The sequence below is a fragment of the Methyloversatilis sp. NSM2 genome (genome assembly GCF_038066675.1).
Lineage (GTDB): Bacteria > Pseudomonadota > Gammaproteobacteria > Burkholderiales > Rhodocyclaceae > Methyloversatilis > Methyloversatilis discipulorum_A.
Genome location: NZ_JBBUKV010000001.1, coordinates 960,413 through 980,494, shown reverse-complemented (window position 1 = coordinate 980,494; position 20,082 = coordinate 960,413). Strand labels below are relative to the sequence as shown.

Below are 20,082 nucleotides of genomic sequence, written 5' to 3'. Positions count from 1 at the left end.
CAGTGGATCCCGCCGGCGCGACCGGCCACTCGCCAAGGATGATACGTGCCCTCCAGACCGCGTACCGGCCTGCTGTTCGCCTACGACTGGGATCGCATCGGCTTCGCCCGCTCGGGCGCGGGCCACGCCTTCGACCACGCCGGCTTCGATCTGTTTTCGTTCCCGTCCAATCTGCGGCTGATCGGTTTCGACCTCGAACGCTTCGCCGAGCGCACCGCGGCGCGCGCACGCCGTCGTGGCTGGTCGGCGGTGCTGTCGCACCATGAGGCCTTCGGCGCGCTGGCGGCGGCGCTGGTGGCGGAGCGGCTGGATCTGCCCTGCGCGCCGCCCGCAGCCATCCTGGCCGCACAGCACAAGCTGCACGCGCGGCGCGTGCTGGCGTCGGTCGCACCAGAGGCCTGCCTGCGCTTCGCCGCGCTGGACATGGTGTGCGGCGACGACGTGCCGGCACGGCTGCCAGCCGGCTTTGCCTACCCGGTCTATGCAAAGCCGATCAAGGCGGCCTTTTCCGTGCTGGCACGCGAAGTCGACAGCCGCGAGGCGCTGCAGGCGCACACCCGCTTCGACATCGCCGAGCGCTGGATCATCCATCGTCTGATCGAACCTTTCGACCGCGTCTGCCGCGCGCGTCTGCCGGAGGCCGGCAGCGCGCACCGCATGCTGCTGGAGGAACCTGTCGATCCGGCCACGCCGCAGTTCAATCTCGACGGCTGGGTGTTCGACGGACACGTGCATGCGCTGGGCGTGGTCGACGCGATCATGCATCCGGGCACCCAGGCCTTCATGCGCTGGGAACTGCCCAGCCGGCTGCCGGCGTCGGTGCAGGTGCGCGCGCTCGACGTCGCACGCCGCTTTCTCGGCGCCATCGGCTACGAGCACGGCTTCTTCAACCTCGAATTCTTCTACGACGACGCGCGCGACCGGCTCACCGTCATCGAGTGCAATCCGCGTCTGGCGTCGCAGTTCTCCGATCTCTACCTGCGCGTGCACGGCATCGACGCGCACGCCTGGTCGCTGGCGCTGGCGCTTGGCGAAGACCCGCGTCTGCTGCGTCGCGAGGCGCCGCGTGCCCGCGTCGCCGCCAGCCTGGTCTATCGCACCTTCGATGAAGACGAGGTGCCGGCGATGCCGGACCTTGCGCGGCGCGCGCGCTTCGCCGAGGCCTTTCCCGACGGACTGCTGTTCGCCTTCGGCCGCCACGGCCGGGCGTTGCGACGCGATCTGAAATGGACCGGCAGTCACCGCTACGGCATCGTCCATCTGGACGGCTCCGACGCGGCCGAACTGCGCGCAAGGGCGGAAGCGGCCAGCGACCTGCTCGGCTGGCGCGTGCCCTATCGCGACGAGGCGGTGGAGGCGACGCCGGCCGCGCTCGACGTCGCGTAAATGGTCAGCGCGCCGAAGGCTGCGACGCGGGACCGAGCAGCGCGGTCGGCAGATCGCCGGACGCGCGCAGCAGCATGGTCGTCAGATCGTGCAGGCCGCCGATCGGCGTGCGCGGTGGCGCCAGCCCCGGCTGGAAGCCCTGGGCGACGAAGCGCGCAAGCAGTTCGGGGTCTCGCGACACGATGTGCACCGGCACGTCCCACGACGCGCCTTCGCCGCTGACGCCGGCCACCGGCTGGTGGTCGCCGGCCAGCACGTAAAGCGTGTCGCGCGCCGTCGCCCGTTTCAGGTGGTCGCCCAGCCAACGGTAGGTGTACTCGATGGTGCCGATGTAGTCGGGGAACATGTTCAGCCAGTCCGGCTTCCTTGCCAGCGCACGTGCGGCGTCGGCCGGATCGAAGGGCGTGTCGCCGAGCAGGCGGTCGATGTCGGGCTGGAAGGGCGGCACTGGCGAGAACGGCAGATGGCTGGTGATGGTCGGGAAGAACACGAAGCGCGGCGGCTCCCCAGGTGTGCGCGGGTGCAGCTGTTCGAAACGCTCGGCCGAATACTGGTCGGGAATCTTCCAGTAGCCCATTTCGGGTCCCGGGTAGCGCAGGTCGCGGCCGTCGATGAACACGTCGTAGCCGTAGAACACGCGCTCCGGCCACTCCCAGAACAGCGCCGGATAGAAGCCGTAGGTGCGGTAACCGTTGCGGCGGAACAGCGTGATCAGCGTCGGTCGCTCGGTCGTGACCAGCAGGTCGTGCCGGCGCGGGTCGCTCAGATCGAGGCCGGACAGCATGCCGAGCTGGGCGAGATCGGACGCGCCGCCAAAGGTGGGCGAGCGCATGAAGGCCGACACCACCTGCCAGCCGCCGGCGGCCAGGTCCTGCGCCAGACGGTCGCGCGCCGGCTGCAGCAGGCGCGCCGCCTCGGCATTGTCATAGACCACGGCGCCGTAGGACTCGAGCGGCATCAGATAGACGTCGCGGCCGCGCAGCGCGCTCAGCGCACGGCCCGGCGGCTGCGCCAGCGCGTCGTCCAGCGCCGGCACCTGCGGCAGCGCGCGCGCCACCGCCTCCGGCGACATCAGCGTCGCGAGCAGCGTGGCCTGCCGCCAGTAGGTCGGCGTGATCGGTCGCGACACCAGCGGCCAGGTCGCCTCGACACCGGCCAGATTGGCGGCCACCAGCAGCGTCGCCAGCGCGGTCGCGACGCGTGGCCAGCGGTGACGCAGCGCATACGGAACCGCCCGGTGCGCGATCTGCGCGACCAGCGCGCGCGCGCCGCGCCACAGTGCCCAGACGAGCAGCGATAGCCCGGCCAGCGCACCGACGCTCACCCACCAGGGCAGACCCTGTGCCGTCACCCAGAGGAAGCGCGGAATCTGCTGACCGTCCCAGAACAGATTGACCGGCCGACCGAACAGACCGGGCACGGTCACGTCGGCGTAGCGGCCGATCGCGAACAGCAGGAACAGCGCGGTGAAGACCGTAAGTGCGCGGGCCGGCAGGCGGCCACAGCGGGCAACCGCCGCCATCAGCGCCAGCCACAGGCCGACGAATTCCGGCGACAGCCGGTGATCCGGCACGATGAAGGGCGTAGGCCACAGATTGTTGGCGCTGAGCAGCGCGTTGCCGAGCAGCAGCGCGGCCAGCGCGACGATGGCCTGCTTCGGGCCCGGCGCGGGTCTGTCGGTCATTCCGGCACGCGGCCGCGGGCGAGATAGCCCATGCCGTACTGGGTGGTCGTGATCGACCAGTCGACCAGACGCGGCGCGATGCGGTCCCACGGCGTGCGCAGTTCGCCCGGCGCACCGTTGTAGCCGTGGTTCTTCAGATAGACCCAGAGGTTGAGCGGTACCAGCCAGCGCGGGAAATACTTGATGCCGGCGATCGCCACCACCGCACCCGGCCGCGCGCAGGCCAGCAGGGCGTCGATCGCGGTGTGCGAGCGCAGGATGTCGTGGGTGTAGTGGAACAGCAACGCATCGACCCGACCCGGCAGCCGCAGACCCTGCGCCGCGGTTTCGAACAGGTCGACGTTGTTCCAGCCGGCCTCGGCCACGCGGCGGCGCGCCTGCGTCAGCATGTCCGGGCTCTGATCGAAGCCATGGACCCGTCCGGCATCGCCGACTGCAGCCCGCAGCAGCGGCAGGCTGAGCCCGGTGCCGCAGCCGACGTCGAGCACGGACTGCCCGGGCTGCAGGCCGAGCAAAGCAACCGCGCGTTCGCGGATCGGCCAGGTCGGTCCGCAGGTGGCGTCGTAGCCGGCGGCGCGCTTGCGGTACTTCTCGATCGACGCGGCGCGGACCGCGTCCTCGTCTGCGGGAGGTTGGGCGCTCATCGCGGCTCCGGCGTCGGTGGGAGGAAGGGCCGGGCGCGCGCCCGGCCTGTCGCTCAGCTCAGACGTCCGGCGCGGCGCAGGGTTTCGACGATCTGTTCGACCACTTCTTCCGCTGCGCCCGCAGCCAGCACGAGGCGCTGGCCGCTGGCGTCAAGCGCGGCCTGAGCGGCGCTGGCGTCGATCTTCAGTTCGACGTGCTCGCCGGCCGGCAGTGCGGTGACCAGACTGTCCGGCTGCGCCGAGTCGGCGTCGATCACCACCACCAGACCGGCGTCGAGCAGGATGCCGACGATGCGCGGCAGATCTGCGGTGGCAGCCGGCAGCGTGATGGTGTGGCGGCCGAGCGACATGAGCTTCTGTTCAAGCTTGTCCGCGGCGATGCCCTCGCCTGCCCACAGCAGCAGCGGCGACTGCTGCTTCAGTGCCGCACGCGCGGCGCGGCCGGCTTCCAGACGGGTCCAGCTGAGGTCGCGCGGACGGCTGCGGGCCGCGTGCAGCAAACCGGCGCCGACCGTGTTGTTGGTGAGGCGGTCGATCAGGATGAAGCTGCCGGTGTCACGCACCGATTCGTAGGCGTCGAAAGCGAGCAGACGGTCGGTCAGCAGCGACACGCGGCCGATCTCGTTCAGGCCGAGCGCGGTCGCCGGCGAGCGCTCCAGCGTATTGACGTTCACCCGGTGCTCGACCGCATTGACCGTTGCACCGACAGTGCGCGTCGCGCACTTCATCAGATAGCTGCGGCCGGTGGCCATCGCCTCGTCGCTCATCCAGACCAGCGTTGCGTCGAAGCTGTCGCCGATCAGCGCCGGCGTGTCGGCGGCAACGATCACGTCGCCGCGCGAGCAGTCGATCTCGTCGGCGAAGGTGACGGTGACCGACTGACCGGCCACCGCTTCGCTCAGGTCCTGCGTCGACAGCACGATGCGTTCGACCGTGGTGTCGCGGCCGGACGGCTGCACGCGCACGCGGTCGCCCGGGCGCACGATGCCGGACGCGATCTGGCCGGAGAAACCGCGGAAGTCGAGATTGGGGCGATTGACCCACTGCACCGGCAGACGGAACGGGCGCGCCTGCAAATCGTCCTCGATCTGCACGGTCTCCAGGTGGTCCATCAGCGCCGGGCCGGTGTACCACGGCGTGGCAGCGCTCTTCTCGATGATGTTGTCGCCCTTCAGCGCCGACATCGGGATGCACAGGATGTCGGAGAGGCCGATCTGCGCGGCGAACTCGCGGTAGTCCTTCTCGATGCGCTCGTACACGTCCTTCGAGTAACCGACCAGATCCATCTTGTTGATGGCGACGACGACGCGCTTGATGCCGATCAGCGACACCAGGAAGCTGTGACGGCGGGTCTGCGTCTGCACGCCGTGGCGCGCATCGACCAGGATGATGGCCAGATCGGCGGTCGAGGCGCCGGTAACCATGTTGCGCGTGTACTGTTCGTGCCCCGGCGTGTCGGCGACGATGAACTTGCGCCGGTCGGTCGAGAAGAAGCGGTAGGCGACGTCGATCGTGATGCCCTGTTCGCGCTCGGCGGCCAGGCCGTCGACCAGCAGCGCGAAATCGAGGTCGCCGCCCTGGGTGCCCACCTTCTTCGAGTCGGCTTCGAGCGCGGCCAGCTGGTCCTCGAACAGCATTTTCGATTCGTACAGCAGGCGGCCGATCAGCGTGCTCTTGCCGTCATCGACGCTGCCGCAGGTGATGAAGCGCAGCAGGCTCTTGTGCTCGTGCTGCTTCAGGTAGGCCTCGATATCCTGCGAAATGAGGTCGGAAACGTGTGCCATCAGAAATACCCTTCCTGCTTCTTCTTTTCCATCGAACCGGCGGAATCGTGGTCGATCACGCGGCCCTGGCGCTCCGACGTCGTGGTCAGCAGCATTTCCTGGATGATGTCGGTCAGCGTCGCGGCGGTCGATTCGACCGCGCCGGTCAGCGGATAGCAGCCCAGGGTGCGGAAACGCACGCTCTTCATCTGCGGTGTCTCGCCCGGACGCAGCGGCATGCGCTCGTCGTCCACCATGATGAGCGTGCCGTCGCGCTCGACGACCGGCCGCGGTGCCGCGAAGTACAACGGCACGATGGGAATGTTCTCCAGGTGGATGTACTGCCAGATGTCGAGCTCGGTCCAGTTCGAGATCGGGAACACGCGGATCGATTCACCCGGGTGCTTGCGCGCGTTGTACAGCTTCCACAGTTCCGGACGCTGACTCTTCGGGTCCCAGCGGTGCTGCGCGGTACGGAAGGAAAAGATGCGCTCCTTGGCGCGCGACTTTTCCTCGTCGCGACGGGCGCCGCCGAAAGCGGCGTCGAACTTGTACTTGTCCAGTGCCTGCTTCAGGCCTTCGGTCTTCCACATGTCGGTGTGCAGCGCCGAGCCGTGGTCGAACGGATTGATATTGCGCGCCTTGGCGTCGGGATTGATGTGCACCAGCAGGTCCATGCCGAGCTTGCGCGCCATCGCGTCGCGGAACTCGTACATCGCCTTGAACTTCCAGGTGGTGTCGACGTGCAGCAGCGGAAAGGGCGGGACCGACGGATAGAAGGCCTTGGCGGCGAGGTGCAGCATGACGGCGCTGTCCTTGCCGACCGAATAGAGCATGACCGGGTTTTCGGCCTCGGCCACCACTTCGCGCATGATGTGGATGCTCTCGGCTTCCAGCCGTTGCAGGTGCGTCAATGTACTCATCGTGTTGGGGAACCGGAAGGTGCGGAAATAGCGGGCCGCACGGCGTCGGACAGGCCGCCCGTGCGAAAGGGTCGAGATTTTACCGCGGCGCGGCAGTTCCCGGCGAATGCCGTGCAACGACACCGCCGGCAACCGCCGGAAGGTACCGAACTGCGCCGCTCGGCGCCGTGGTCAGGCGCTCTGCGAGCGGCTGCGTGCAATCATGCCGCGGCGGTCGGGAAAGTTGATCACCACCGAGCGGTGACGCCGGTCGGCAAACAGCACGTTGCCGCTGCTCAATGCCTCGGTCAGCGCCGGCGCCTGCTGCACCACCGAATCACAGGCCAGGTCGACCAGCTCGTTCTGCACCTGCGACAGGATGTGATACGACTGCCGCGCGTGCTCGGCCATCTCTTCGAGCAGCGCACCGTAAAGCTGCGGCAACTGCCACAGCGCGGACATCGCCTCGGCCACCGTCTGCGGCGGCTCGATGGCCCGCATCTGGCTGGTCAGCGCGGAACTGACCGACTCGGCCTGCAGCTTGAGCAGGCGTTCGCCGCCGTCGGCAAGAATATCGACCAGACGTCGCGGCAGGTCGGCACTCGCCGTCTCCTGGATATGGAAAACAGTGTTCATGGGAACCTCCTGCTCGATGTCGCATCCGCCGCGAGACCTCAAGTCCTCTCCGGCACTGTTTCGTTTATACCTTGCTGACCGGCGGAGTGAATACTCTGAGCGCTCAGCCCCCTCGCCACCCCGCGCTCAGCTCATGATAGAGCTCGACATAGGATCTGACCATCCGGTCAGCAGTGAACAGCTGCCAATACCTCTCTTCCGCCTTGTGCCCGAGTTCAGCCGCCAGCTCCGGCCTTTCCCATAGATGGCGCATTGCACACTGCAGAGCCTGAGGATCGCTGGGAGGGACAACCAGACCGGTTTCACCACCGATGTTGATGAAGGTGGTGCCGGTTCCGATTTCGCTCGAAATCATCGGCTTCCCATACATCGCACCTTCGAGCAGCGATATTCCGAACGCTTCCGAGCGCAGATGGGACGGAAACAGCACCCCGAAACACAGCGTCAACAGGGCAACCTTGTCCTCATCCGGAAGGTGCCCCAGAAAATGAATGTTTCTCAGGCCCAGCTGCGCCACCTGGGCTTTGAGCTCCTCCTCGATGGGGCCTGCACCAACGATGACGATAGGATAATCAGCACCCTTGGCGGCCTCAATGAGAATATGAAGGCCCTTGTAGTAACGGAGCACGCCGACGAACAGGTAGAACTTCGGGCTGAGCCGCTCACGCCAGTATTTCATCCGCTCCGGAAGTGGCTTCGGATAGGTGGACTTGTCCAGCCCTATCGGTATGACGCTGACCTTATGCTTGTAGCGCGCCAATACGTCACTGGTCGCGAGATAGTTAGGCGAGGTTGCGACTATCCTGCTCACATCGCCGAGGAACTTCCACTTGAGTGGACGATAGATCTTCAGCAGATTCTTCTGCCGGATGATGTCTGAGTGGTAGGTCACCACCGTCGGTTTGCTGACCCCGGTCGCAAAATGAACCACGTCCATAAATGGCCATGGAAAATGGTAGTGGATCACGTCAGCTTTTCGCGCAAGCTGGGCAAAGCGCAGAAATGCAGAGGTCGAAAAGCCGGTCGACGCGATCTGTATATCCAGGCGCGCTCGATGGGCCTGGTAGCCATCGATCTCGATCGTGCGAGGCACCTGGGCCGGCGTCAGCGACAACACGTCGGCTTCAATACCCAAGCCGACAGCGCCTTTGGCGAGATGATGAATCACCTGCTCGACGCCACCCATGCTGTCAGGGAAAGCCGTTCTGTAGAAATGCAGTACCCGCAACTCAGTGTCCAGTAATCGGTTGTTCGACGGTTTCCGGCGCCAACCCGGCGAGTTGCGCCATCGATCTCAGGAAACGGTGCGACGAGAACTCCGCTGCTTTCGCTTCACATGCATTGCGCATTTCCATCGCACGCTCAGCCGTAATGACGCGCACTGCGTCGGCCAGTTCGTCCGCACTCGGATCGGCAGCAAGCAGGAGACCCGTCGTTCCGTGCAGAATGCTCTCCCGGAGCCCTCCTTCGTCGACGCCGATTACGGGCTTGCCGGCCGCCATCGCCTCGACTGCGGACATCCCGAAATCCTCGTCCTTTGGAATGTAGATGCACGCGCGCGCGCGCCCGATCAGTTCGGCGAGCGCGGCGTCGTCAATCCAGCCGGTGAAGCGGATGTTGCGTGCGCCCGCGGCAAGCTGACGCAAACGGGCCAGCTCACTACCCCCTGATGCGACCACCAGTTGCTTGTCCGGCATCGCCCGGAAAGCGGCGATGACGCGGTCGACCCGCTTGTTCGGCTCAAGACGGCCAAGCGACAGATAGTAATCCCCCTGTCCGGACCAGCGGAATAGATCCGTGGCAACCGGCGGATAGACCACTATCGAATCTCGTCCAGTGAGATCCCGCGCACGTCGCCGGACGTGTTCCGAATTGGTCACCAGAACCTGCATATGGGCCAGTGCCTCGAGGTAACTCTCCCGGTAACTTCCGATGACCCTACGCAACAACGGTCGCAGCCCCGGACTCACACGGCCCAAGTACTGCTCCTCCCAATCGAAGGCGAAACGAGGGGGGGTATGGCAATACATCAGTTTCCGGCCCCGCTGCTGCGAACGTACGGCGAGCGGTGCATAGAAGCCGCTATACACGACGCATTCCGCGTCGGCGAGGAGGCGCAGATGACGGAATGTCAGCAATGCTCGCGGGATTCGCGGCAACATGCCGTAGGGCCCAGACAGACACCTGAGGGCTACCCCGTCAAGGTTGCCTGAGCCGGAAAAGCCGGAATAGATGCCGGACACACCCAAGGAGAAACCGGGCAGTCCGCTCGCCAGGATATTGACCAGCCGCTCGGCCCCTCCATTGACCTGCAGATAATCATGCAGCACCCATCGATGGAAGACATCGTTACGAGAAGACAAATGCCCCCCCGTTCAGCACGCCGTCGCAGAAGATGTCCAGCCCTGGGTCGCGCCCGGGCAGCAACTCGTCGAGCGAATCGATCGCCAGCCTGTAAGGTCCGAAACGCTTCGCCGGCTTCAGGAACGCGAGCGGAATCATCCGACGGAAGAAGAAGTGATAGGCATACTTCCGTGCAGCCAGCACCCGGTCCGGCTGCAGTCGGCTGCCCAGCGGCAGCTGGCCAAGCAGCGAGAAATACTCATCCCGAGTCGACACATCACACGTGAACCCCTTGCCACGAGACCACGCCTCGCCTGCCACGACCACCTGCATGCCCATGCAGGCCAGCTCAAGCCCGGTCTTCGTCCCGTATACCAATGCGCAGTCGCACGCTTCCATCAATGCATAGGTAGAAACTTTGGCTTCGGGACCCACAATCTTTATGTGAGGAGGCAGATCACCGAAACGCGCCGCGATCTCGTCGGCGGCAGGCTGTCTCGACGGTACCGTTCCCAGTATCTCTGCGGGGTGAACGCGGATCACCAGTTGGAACTGCGGTCGCGTAATGAAGTACTGGATGGTCTCGAACAACCACTCGAGCATCGAAGGAAAAGCCGACTGCCGGAAGTGCAGCTGCGCGTCCCAGATCACGTTCGTGAGCAGGCCGATCACCGGCCGCCCCGGATCCAGATCCAGAGCGCTTACGATCGTGGCGCGGTCGATTTCCGCGTCCTGCTGGAAATTGATCCAGTCGTTGCCTCCGGTCCAGCGGCTACGCAGATAGGAGAGCAGTGTTTGCTCATGCTCCGCCGACCACGCCATGTCCTCCCAGTTCGAGGGCGACTCGTCAATCATGGTGTAGTGATAACTGTCGTCGTGACTGACCAGCACGGTCCCTTTGCGATAGGCCAGCCCCCAGTTCACCACCCGACAACCGGCCTCGCGCAGCACGGCGCCCACCACGCCTTGCGGGATGTAGATTCCGTGGTGAAAAAGAGCCACATCCGGTTGCTGCTGCTCGAGCAGCCCGCGCAGGGCCGCAACAGTGCGTTCGCCTGCCGCTTCATAGCGCTGTGCGATCCGGCGTGCGGCCCGGGTTTCGGGCAGCGTTCCCCTGCCGTAATAGCGCAGAGCACCGGCATGCGCATGTTCGGCGAGGCTTGCGGGCGGCGGCGACGGGGGCGTGGAGTCGAGGAACTGGCCGTAAGTCAGGATAGGAAGACCGAGCGGAGCAAGCATGGCTCGCGCCGGTTCATAACAGGTGCTACAGAGATGGCGTTGCGGACCGTAACGCTCGAAATCAGGCTCGGAAAGCCATTGGTGATCACACTCCTGACAGGCCGGCAGAACGCCATCGCACAACAGGAAACTGACTTCGGCACCGCGCAGAGTCAGAGCCACACCCAGCGCACTTTCCAGGCTGCTGCATGTCCAGTTCGATCCTGTGCCGGTGGCGATGAGGACGCGTTTTCCGCCCCTTGCCTGCAACACCCGTTCCCTCCACTGCGGTGAGGCAGCCAGCTGGCGCCAGTCGGCGCGGACCTGGGAGTGAGGGCGACAGTGTCGTAGAAGGCGCTGCCCCAGCGTCGACTTAACAAGAGATTTCATACATCAAGACAGATCATGCGAGTGTTCGCCGAAGGAACGCTCCGGATTGAGGCAAACTCGTGGCAGAGGCGGCACGGCCATCTGAGCGACCCGTCGAAGTCATCCTTTGTCCAGTGCTTCGCGCACAGGCGAACGGGCCAGGTGCTCGCGCACCGATACAAAATGTTCGGCGAACTCTGCGCCGCCGCCGATGCGCTCTGCCGAAATGCCGGCGCTTTGTATCGTTGGCCCGGAAATGTCGACACCGACTTTTTCGAAGGCTCGCGGCAAGAGGCGTTCCGGTGAGGCCACCACATCCTCGTAACGCAAGGTCGCATGCTCTCGGAAGTACGAAAGCATTGCCAACGCGCGATCGTTGTAGATTTCCCACGCCCGGACCGCTCGTGACAGTACCGCGGCAGGTGGTTCGAACAAGACGCCCGAACCGGCCGGAAATTTGCTGCGTATCCTGAGCTCCCGCTTGAGCACACTGGCTGCAACATCCTCGCCATTACGATGGATGAAGACCGCCTTCGCGTCCGGAAACAGCCGGAGGAAAAGTCCGGCCGTCACCGATGTGCGCGGATCCTTGAATCCCCATGAAGCGGAGTACCGTTCCGAAGCGTTGCAGAAGCTCGGCACGAAGTCCTCGATCAGCCGCCGGGCGATCTCGGACGTCAGTCCTCCGAAGCCCCTGTGCAACTCCATCGCTCCCGGCAGACGATCAGGGGACAGCCAGCTGGCGTCGAAGTAATCGAATATCTGCCGGTTGGCATCCTGGAAAAGACGGGGCTCATAATTTCCGCTGAGACGATCTCCCATGTACACCCCGGCCGTCTCCAGCAGCTTCGCCAGCATGGTGGTACCGGAGCGATGCATGCCCAGAACGACGACCGGCGCGAGATTCATGCCCTGCCGGGTCACGACTTCATGCAGCCGGGCAATCCTGTTGTCCAGTTCCGACATCGGCTCACTCGCCTCCGGCCGTGATCTGGCACGACCAGTCAAGCCTGGGCTGAATCACGCCATGCAATTGCTCCAGCAGGAATGCTGCCTCTTCGCGTTTCGGATCGATTACCTGGAAAGTCAGCACGCGATTCAGCTTGCAATGACGGATCTGAGGCCTTGCTCGCGAGATGAGGGCGACCGAAATGTAGTACTGCCCCACGGTCAGCAGTCCTGCCGGAATTCGGGCGATCACCCGGTGTCGGCCGAGGCTCTGGGGCATCGGATCACCCACGCTGGTGAACACATTGACCTCTTCCAGCACCCCTGCGCGTGGCATGCAATACAGATGGACAACCGGATACACGACATAAGCGGTGGAGACCATCTCGCAACTCAGTTCGACCGTGATCGCCTCATCCCGGCGAATCACTTCGCTACCGTTGTCGTTGCTGTCGCTGGTGACCACGACCGACATGATGTTCGCAGCAGGCGAGAAACCGGCCGCGACCTCCGTCGATACCGCCACCACCTCGGATGTCTGCGGAACGGCTTCCGCGCCGGCAACCGGAGCGCTCTCCTTCCTGGCATTCGCATCAGGTGCCACGTACTTCGCGTTGAGCTGATTGACCTTGCGGAGGTACTCGGTCACCACGTCCTCCGAATCGCCAAAGGCCCGCACTCTGCCCCGATCGAGCCATAGCGCCTTTGAACAGAAGCGCATCACGGACTCCATGCTGTGGCTGACGAACAGTACGGTGCGCTGCTCCGAGGTGAGCAGGCTGTTCATCCGCCCGAGGCATTTCTTCCTGAACTCGGCGTCGCCGACGGAAAGCACCTCGTCAAGCAACAGTATGTTGCCGGTGACGTTCGCCGCAACCGAAAAGGCCAGCCGGGAGTACATACCACTGGAATAGTGCTTCACCGGCATGTCGATGAACTCGCCAACCCCCGAAAAATCGACGATTTCATCGAACACCGAGTCCACATCCTCCTTGCTCATGCCAAGTATCGAGGCATTCAGGTAGATGTTCGCGCGGCCGGAGAGGTCGGACTGAAAGCCGGTTCCCACTTCAAGCAGGGAATTGACCTTGCCATGCACCACCACCTCGCCAGTGGTCGGCAGCACGATCCGGGCGAGTATCTTGAGAAGCGTGCTCTTTCCGGCGCCATTGCCCCCGATGATGCCCACCCCAGTCCCTCTCGGAACGTCGAAGGAGACATCCTGAAGTGCCCAAAACTGATCCTTCTCGGACCGTCCCTTGCCGAACATTCCCAAGCCCGGGCTGTTGCCACGCGCGTATGCCTTGCCGAGTGAGCGCACCGAAAGCGCCAGATCGTTCGTCGGTTCCATCACATTTTCTCGGCGAAGCCGGCTTGAGCACGTTGAAACAGCCAAATGCCGACGAAGAACAGAACGCTCGAGACGACAAGGGACGAGACGAGCGGTTCATAGGTCATTCGGACATCTGAAAACAGCGCGGCGCGGAAGGCCGTCAGCGGCCCCACCGCCGGATTGATCCACCCGTAAAGGCTGCGGTATTCCTCTGGAACAATCGCGGGTGCGTACAGCACCGGTGACAGGAACAGGCCGATGTAGAGCAGGTAGTCGAGGATGCGCTCAGCGTCGCGAAACGCGACCACTGCCACTGCAAACAGGTATCCGAGACCCAGTGCAAGGAGGAAGATGTTGAAGATCGCGACCGGCAGCAACCAGATATTTCCCCCGGGGAACTGGTCGTACGCGAACATCATGAAAATGATGCCCCCGCCCTGGATGGCCAGATCGAACAGACGCCCGAGCACGGGAATGGCTGGCGTGATGATCCGGGGGTAGTAGATCTTGGTGATCAACCCCTTGTAGGAGAAGGGACTGCGTGCAGCTGCCTTCATCGCATCCACCAGATACCACCAGAAAACCAGGCCGGTATAGAGGAAAAGCGGATAGGCCACCTCCTCGCCCATACGACTCGCAGACTGCTGCTTGATGAAGACCATCACTGCAAGAAATATGAATGGCCGAAGGAGGGTCCACACGGCACCGTAGCGCGTCTCGCTGTAGGGTAATAGCGCGGAGGTCCGAACAAGACTAAAGAACATCCAGCGTACCCGCCACAGATCCGCAATCGTGACCCGGGCAGGAACCGGCCTGATGACATAGGAATCCGTCATGTCAGGTCACTCCTTCGGTTTGCCGAGACTGCCAGCAAACTCTGTGACGTTCAAAACGCCACCGGTAAGGAGCCAGTGGTGCTCCCGGGACGGCAGCACGTCCTCCGCACCCGCCATGAGGAACCAGCGCTGCGTCGGGTGAAAGAAGGGAATCGGCGTCACAGCCAGACCCGCCTGGTGCGCCAGTTCCACCACGTCGTCCTGACGGTAGCGGACGCATCCAGGATAGACCCACACATCTTCAGGGGTAGCATTCGCGGCGTCTCCGATGGAAAACGTCGCGGCAATCATTCCCTTGGGTGCCAACACCTGCGCGAACTCACCGAGCAGCTTCCTCACCAGCGCTCGGCCGGTATGGGAAAAGATGGACTGAGCAAGCACGAAGTCGAAAGGCTGATCGCGGAACGGCACGGTGAAGTCCGCGTTGGTCGAGAACCTGGGTTGCTTGACTCTCAGAATATCTCCACCCAACTGGCGTTCGACGGCATCGTCGAGCAACCACTGGTTCGGCTCGACGCCGTAGTACCCCCCCTGCTGAAGATAGGATAAAAGCATTCTCCCGGCCCGCAGGGAGCCGCAGCCGAAGTCCAGCACCCGATGCGTTTCGCGAAGACCGAGTGTCGTCAGCAGGCGGAACTGGGCGGCACCCATCAGGTCGTAGCGGCCGGGCGGACCGACGAAGGCCCGATAGTGCTCGTCACCAGGCACCAGTTCCGCAGAGTCGGCGTCGCTCAAACGACGCGTATCGTTGACTTCGTTTTCCATCGTTATCCTTTGGACAATCTCGTCGTCAATTTGTCGTGCATGCGCACTGACAGCAATCCGGCAATCAGGGCTGCCCTGTGCAGGACACGGAGAGGCAGATGAATTCCTCTTTCACCGACCAGAATTCGCCGTAACAGGCCTCTTCCGGGAGGGGCTTGGTCAGAGATGCCCGTTCCATTGTCTCGGCGCACCTTCTCGATCGACGCCCGCAAGCGACCGCTTTCGAAGGCGCGACGCACAAAGTAGGCCAGCGTCATCTTCTCGGCCGGTACATGGTGGAAGATGAAACAGTCCTGCGAATAGTAGATCCTGCGTTTTTCCGGCTCGGTACAGAGCCGGTACCGTTCGATCAGATTGCGCTCTTCGCCAAGACGGAGCTGAGTGCCTACCATGCCGAAATCGCTTGAGAACAGCCCCAGATCCAGCAACAAACGGCGGCGGATGATGAAATTCCCGCCGCTGACGGGACAGTCAACGAATCCGGTTGTTCGTGCGTGCCGGCGGATCTCGAGTTCATCCTGAAACCAGAAGGGCTTCTTCGACGTATAGAACGGGAACACCGGCCCTCCGGCAATATCTGGAGAGTGACCGGCAACGACCCCCATCACATTCCGCACATAGTCCGTCCCGGGCAAGGCATCGTCATCGAGATAGCAGACATATGCCCCGGAAGCGGCCAGACAGCCACAGTTTCTCGCATGCGACAGCCCCTGCGTCCCTTCGAACAGGTAGCGTGTCCATGGCCAGCGGGCGCACAGTCGTTCACTGACCGACGCCGTATCGTCATTACTGTTGTTGTCGACAATCAGGACTTCGATATTCCGGCCACCGAACTCCTCTATCTGTTTCGCCAGGTCGCTCACGCAGTGTTCGAGGAATGCAGCGCGGTTGAAAGTGCAGATGACAAAGGACAGAAGAGTTTCATCCTGCATTGGATTCGCCGCGAGATCTCATGAACCGTGGTTGGAAAAAGAACGCCATTTGAACGACGAGCGCACCATCTTGGCGGGCAGGAAACAGGCCTGTCTAACCAGGCCCACGAGCTTTCCGATCAGCAGAGCAGCGCCTCTGAGCTTATTCACCCGGAGGTCCACCGGTGCTCTGGCTCTATATAGCTTGATCAGGGACACTGTCTCGCGGAACAGCTTGGTCAGTATCCAGGGCAGCGAGCGCACGCTCTCGCGCTTTACGACGACCGACATCTTGCCCGACTGATACGCCCGCCCGAGCATGTAGCGCATGGTCATCTTCACCGGCGGAACGTAGTGGTAGATGAAAAGGGACTGAGCGTAATAGATCCGTCGTTCCGCCTCGGAACACCTCCGCCGGTACCGCTCAATCAGTTCTCGCTCCTCTCCCAGTCTGACCTTGTTTCCGACCATTCCGAGATGCGGCGCAAAGCCGCCCAGTTCGCGCAGCAATGAAAGCCGCACCACAAAATTCCCCCCGCTGATGGGACAGTCGAAGAATCCTGTACCCGGCGCATGTCTCCTGATCTCGAATTCGTCCTTGAACCAGGCGGGCCGTTCGCTCAGGTAATACGGAAGAATCGGCCCGCCTGCGAAATCCGGATTTTCCTCGGAAAGGATGCGGACCAAGGTCTCGAGATAGGCTTCTCCCGGCTTTCCATCATCATCGAGATAACAGATGTACTGCGCTTCACTGTTTCTCTCACCGCAGTTCCGCGCATTCGACAGTCCTTGCTTCGGCTCCTGCAGATAGCGGATGAAGGGATAAGTGCGCTGCAACTCGCTGACCATCCGAGCGGTGTCATCGGTGCAGTTGTTGTCGATGACAAGAACTCCGACGCGCCGGCTGTACTCGTCGTTGAATTGAGGCAGCAGTGCGTCAAGGCATATCCTCAGGAAACGCGAACGATTGAATGTGCAAATGGCAACATCAACCAGACGGTGAGAACCGTCATGTGACACATCGGCCGCCTGGACGTTCATCTGCGTTTTCCTCTCAATTCTTCCTTGAGCTGCTGGACCCGCGCCCGGCACTCGTTCAAATTTGCGTAGGCCGCCTTGAGTTTGTCCCGTGTCCGGGAAATATTCGCGAAGAGGAGCGACCAGTCGCCACTCAATCCGGCTTCCATGAAGTAGATCAGCCCGCGCGGAAATGCGTCGGCCACATTGGGAGCGCGCAATTCGAGGGATATCTCTTCACGATAATTGTTGGCCATGTACTGGGCGTGAAGCAGTCCCATATACCCACGAAGGGACTTCGCGTCCTCGTCGGTTACCGCGCCCGCTGACGCCGGGTCAGGGCTGCGCAGGAAATGCAATGCGGCAGACAGGTAGGGGAACGAGGGGCGATTTCCGGTATTGAACAACGTCGTCAGCTGCTTCTCCATCGGCGCCCGATAGGCGTTACTGCCCTCGGGCACATACCTGTAGCGGATCGTTCCTGACTCGTGAACGATTCCGCCCATCAGCGCGAGCCCCAGGACGAACAGCCGATCAGGAAAAATGGAGGCCGGGAAGCCCCCCATCCGTCGTAGCGCCGAGCTCCTCATCAAGCCATAGATCATGTCGCCCGCGAACTGGCCCATTTGTGGCAGGCGCGTCAGCCATTCGTAATTTGAATAGTCAGCGGAATCAATCGAGGGCCCGAAAGCGAAGACTTCATCCGCGTTGGCGAGATCGTGCACGTAACACGTCTTCGGATAAACGAGAACCGCTTCCTCCCGCGCTTTGAGCGAGCCCGCCAGTACCTCCAGCCAGTCGGGATCGAGCCTATCGTGATCTGCCACCCACCCGAAGTAATCACCGCTCTCCGACACCGCGAGCGCGGCCACTTTGTCCCACGCCGCCACGAGCCCCGCGCGGCTTTCATTCCTATGAAGCCGGATGCGTGAATCCCGACTCGCATAGGACTGGAGCATATCCCAGGAGCCATCGGTCGATCCATCATCGAGCACGGTAAGCGAGAAGTCACCGCTGCTCTGACCGCACACCGATTCGAGCGCAAGTCGGAGTCCGTCACCGGCGTTGTGCACCGGCATTGCAAGTCGTGCCACTTCCATGCGGCCTATTCTGCCGGCTTGATGTTGCGCAGGAAGATCGCACCAAACGTGTAGGGTCCGTTGTTGAAGGTCGGGTGCTGCAGATAGCTCCGTCCATCGTCAACGAACTCGGTGCCGTCCGCAATTTCGAACAACCCGGTGCCAAGAAAACTCCGGGCGATGTCTTCCTTGTCCTTGAGCGCGTTGCGCGGACTCGGATCCTTGCCTATGCCCACGACGCCCGGAGCAGGATTCCGGTAGTCGAATGTCAGCGACAGGATGGCTCCTGGCTTGAGGCAGCGTGAAATCTCCCGCAGTGCAGACTGCTTGATGTCGAAATCGAGGTGTTCGAACACGCAGATCGAGAACGCGTGATCGAAGTAGTCATCGGGGAAGTCGAGTTTGCGCATATCCATGCAATACGAGTGCATGGTGGTCCATCCCATCTTCCGGGCGATGTCGTCACCGTGGGCGAGCAGTTTCTCGTTCAGATCGACGGAGTGCAGTTCGTAGCCCTGGCTCGCCATGTAGCAGGTGAACAGGGACGCGGCACCGCCCGCGTCGAGCAGTCGCTGCCCCGGCTTCAGCAGCGGCCTCATGTAGCGCAGCACCCAGTAGATTTCCCAGTAGAGAAACCAAGGGTAGCGCAGATCATCGGCCGCTCCCACCAGCGGCTGATAGTCGAGACGCTGCTCGTCCCCGCGTGTCAGTGCCTTGATTTCGCCGGCATCGGTCCGGTATGCGCCACGGACCTTCTGTCCCAGCAACCGCTTCCAGATCGATGCCTTCTCGCGCTCGATCGGGCGCTTGGGGAGTGTTCCCACCCAAGAGGACGGAGCGATCTCGTGTTCATAAATCGTTTCGATCAGCCTGTTCAGATCCTTCACGATCTGCTGCGCGTCGGGCGTGAGCAGATCATCACGGTTCATCGACTTGTTGTTGATCATCTTTACCTCATTGCTTCCTGCTGTATCGTCTGTGGCGGCATACCCGTAGAGCTGCCCGGCCCAGCGGCGGCTGTTCGCCTCGACCGCTTCGGCCGAGAACTCGTCCATTTCATGGGAGTCCTTGTTGAAATACTTCTTGTCGCCCGGATTTCGCGGCAACACGCCCATGGCTCGTCCATCGACGGCTTGCGCACGCAAGCGGACCAGTTGATCGACGATATTCCTGATCGGGTCCCCGGCTGGTAACAGGTTGTCGCGCGCCCAGACTGCGAGCCGATCAACCCGAACATCCATGCGCTCATCCAGCATCCCGCAGAAATCGTCGACTGTACGGAGGCGAGGTGCCGCGTCGTACCACTCGCAATGAAGACCGTCCGGAATCTTGATAGGCTCGAACATCCATGCCCGCTTGCCGGCGACGGATGCCTCGAGCAGGCTCGTGCTGTAGGAAGAAACGATGTGATCGCTGGCCAGTATCCACTCTCTGACCGTGCCTTCCTTGATGAAGTGAATACGCCCGGTATCTTGGCCTACTTCCCGGTGGAAGAAATCCAGCATCTTCGCCGTATTGATGGCCGGCCGCGGGCGGAAGATCACCTCCACGTCGTCCCGCAGCGATGCCGCGCGGGACGCCGTGAGCAACTCGCGCAGTGACGGTATCGAGAAATTGATCAGTTCGTTGAGCTCATCGCGGTCACCGCCCAGAGAGACGAAGAAATCGAGTTTCTTCTGCGCGAAAGCCCAGCGGTAGTTCTCGGGAACGAACACCCAAGTCTTGTCGACATCCAGACCGAACTTCGCCGCAATGGAACGACGGGTGTCGAAGTACGCCTTGTATGGCTCCTGGTAGAGCTGGTAGGCAGGATGTCCATTGACGACGACATTCTCATTCGGAACACCGAACTCGGTCAGATAGTCCTTGAAGAACTGTCCCCATGCAAAATGGATGACCTGTTTGCGCGCGATGTCGTCAGCCGGGGCCTTGATCTTGTAGTGAGCCCTGTAGTGGATTTGCTCCCAGGCGGCATTGACGTGGATCGCGTCAGGCCAGCGCCGGAAAACGTCCTCGGTGGCGAGTGCGCCCTCGACGAAATAGACATATGGATGAACAATGACGGCCGGATCGAACTCGGTCAGATAGCTCTGAATGTGCTGGTAGAGGTTTCGCACCTCGACACGCAGACCGTGCTCCACGAGCGCAATGGCCTTGACTGCGCAGGCGACGTCCAGCTCTCGCGCGACATGTTCGACCAGCCAGAGGACGTCAACCTTTCTGGGTTCCCGGGAAGGCATTACTTGAT

17 protein-coding genes are annotated in these 20,082 nt (G+C 62.6%); 1 reads left to right on the top strand and 16 read right to left on the bottom strand.

All coding sequences use genetic code 11. The annotated features are described in order from the left end of the window. Positions 1–45: 45 nt before the first annotated feature. Entirely contained in the window at positions 46–1,386 is a 1,341-nt protein-coding gene (locus WJU27_RS04405) for an ATP-grasp domain-containing protein (RefSeq protein ID WP_341421245.1), read from the top strand. Positions 1,387–1,390: 4 nt separating this feature from the next. Here the strand turns inward: WJU27_RS04405 and WJU27_RS04400 are convergent, their stop codons facing one another. The 16 genes from WJU27_RS04400 to WJU27_RS04325 all read right to left on the bottom strand — a co-directional run bounded on the left by WJU27_RS04400 (position 1,391) and on the right by WJU27_RS04325 (position 20,074). Next, complete coding sequence (locus WJU27_RS04400; RefSeq protein ID WP_341421244.1) at positions 1,391–3,070, bottom strand: sulfatase-like hydrolase/transferase; 1,680 nt, start codon at positions 3,068–3,070, stop codon at positions 1,391–1,393. Next, a complete protein-coding gene (locus WJU27_RS04395) occupies positions 3,067–3,714 on the bottom strand; it encodes a class I SAM-dependent methyltransferase (protein WP_341421243.1) in 648 nt (215 codons plus the stop codon). The genes WJU27_RS04400 and WJU27_RS04395 overlap by 4 nt, the downstream gene beginning before the upstream one ends. A gap of 53 nt (positions 3,715–3,767) precedes the next feature. Beyond that, a complete protein-coding gene (gene cysN, locus WJU27_RS04390; protein WP_020164830.1) occupies positions 3,768–5,498 on the bottom strand; it encodes a sulfate adenylyltransferase subunit CysN in 1,731 nt (576 codons plus the stop codon). Continuing rightward, positions 5,498–6,400, bottom strand: coding sequence for a sulfate adenylyltransferase subunit CysD (gene cysD, locus WJU27_RS04385; protein WP_029644289.1), 903 nt, complete (start codon positions 6,398–6,400; stop codon positions 5,498–5,500). The genes cysN and cysD overlap by 1 nt, the downstream gene beginning before the upstream one ends. A 171-nt stretch (positions 6,401–6,571) precedes the next feature. Next, positions 6,572–7,015 (bottom strand): phasin family protein, encoded by a 444-nt coding sequence (locus tag WJU27_RS04380; protein WP_341421242.1) that lies wholly within the window; start codon positions 7,013–7,015, stop codon positions 6,572–6,574. 103 nt (positions 7,016–7,118) lie between these two features. Next, entirely contained in the window at positions 7,119–8,243 is a 1,125-nt protein-coding gene (locus WJU27_RS04375; protein ID WP_341421241.1) for a glycosyltransferase family 4 protein, read from the bottom strand. A 1-nt stretch (position 8,244) separates the two neighbouring features. Then, complete coding sequence (locus tag WJU27_RS04370) at positions 8,245–9,378, bottom strand: glycosyltransferase (RefSeq protein WP_341421240.1); 1,134 nt, start codon at positions 9,376–9,378, stop codon at positions 8,245–8,247. Further along, the gene (locus WJU27_RS04365) at positions 9,365–10,759 is read right to left on the bottom strand and encodes a capsule biosynthesis protein (protein WP_341421239.1); all 1,395 of its coding nucleotides are present in this window, start codon (positions 10,757–10,759) and stop codon (positions 9,365–9,367) included. Before WJU27_RS04365 ends, WJU27_RS04370 begins: the two co-directional genes overlap by 14 nt. A gap of 306 nt (positions 10,760–11,065) precedes the next feature. Continuing rightward, the gene (locus WJU27_RS04360; RefSeq protein ID WP_341421238.1) at positions 11,066–11,911 is read right to left on the bottom strand and encodes a sulfotransferase; all 846 of its coding nucleotides are present in this window, start codon (positions 11,909–11,911) and stop codon (positions 11,066–11,068) included. A 4-nt stretch (positions 11,912–11,915) separates the two neighbouring features. Beyond that, positions 11,916–13,244, bottom strand: coding sequence for an ABC transporter ATP-binding protein (locus WJU27_RS04355; RefSeq protein ID WP_341421237.1), 1,329 nt, complete (start codon positions 13,242–13,244; stop codon positions 11,916–11,918). Beyond that, the gene (locus WJU27_RS04350; RefSeq protein ID WP_341421236.1) at positions 13,244–14,062 is read right to left on the bottom strand and encodes an ABC transporter permease; all 819 of its coding nucleotides are present in this window, start codon (positions 14,060–14,062) and stop codon (positions 13,244–13,246) included. The genes WJU27_RS04355 and WJU27_RS04350 overlap by 1 nt, the downstream gene beginning before the upstream one ends. A 6-nt stretch (positions 14,063–14,068) precedes the next feature. After that, on the bottom strand, positions 14,069–14,827 hold the full coding sequence (locus tag WJU27_RS04345) for a class I SAM-dependent methyltransferase (protein WP_341421235.1): 759 nt from the start codon (positions 14,825–14,827) through the stop codon (positions 14,069–14,071). Between the two features lie 2 nt (positions 14,828–14,829). Beyond that, entirely contained in the window at positions 14,830–15,759 is a 930-nt protein-coding gene (locus WJU27_RS04340; protein ID WP_341421234.1) for a glycosyltransferase family 2 protein, read from the bottom strand. 18 nt (positions 15,760–15,777) lie between these two features. Then, complete coding sequence (locus WJU27_RS04335; protein ID WP_341421233.1) at positions 15,778–16,779, bottom strand: glycosyltransferase family 2 protein; 1,002 nt, start codon at positions 16,777–16,779, stop codon at positions 15,778–15,780. Further along, on the bottom strand, positions 16,776–17,855 hold the full coding sequence (locus WJU27_RS04330; protein ID WP_341421232.1) for a glycosyltransferase family A protein: 1,080 nt from the start codon (positions 17,853–17,855) through the stop codon (positions 16,776–16,778). The genes WJU27_RS04335 and WJU27_RS04330 overlap by 4 nt, the downstream gene beginning before the upstream one ends. Positions 17,856–17,860: 5 nt before the next feature. Next, positions 17,861–20,074, bottom strand: coding sequence for a methyltransferase domain-containing protein (locus WJU27_RS04325; RefSeq protein ID WP_341421231.1), 2,214 nt, complete (start codon positions 20,072–20,074; stop codon positions 17,861–17,863). Positions 20,075–20,082: the final 8 nt, after the last annotated feature.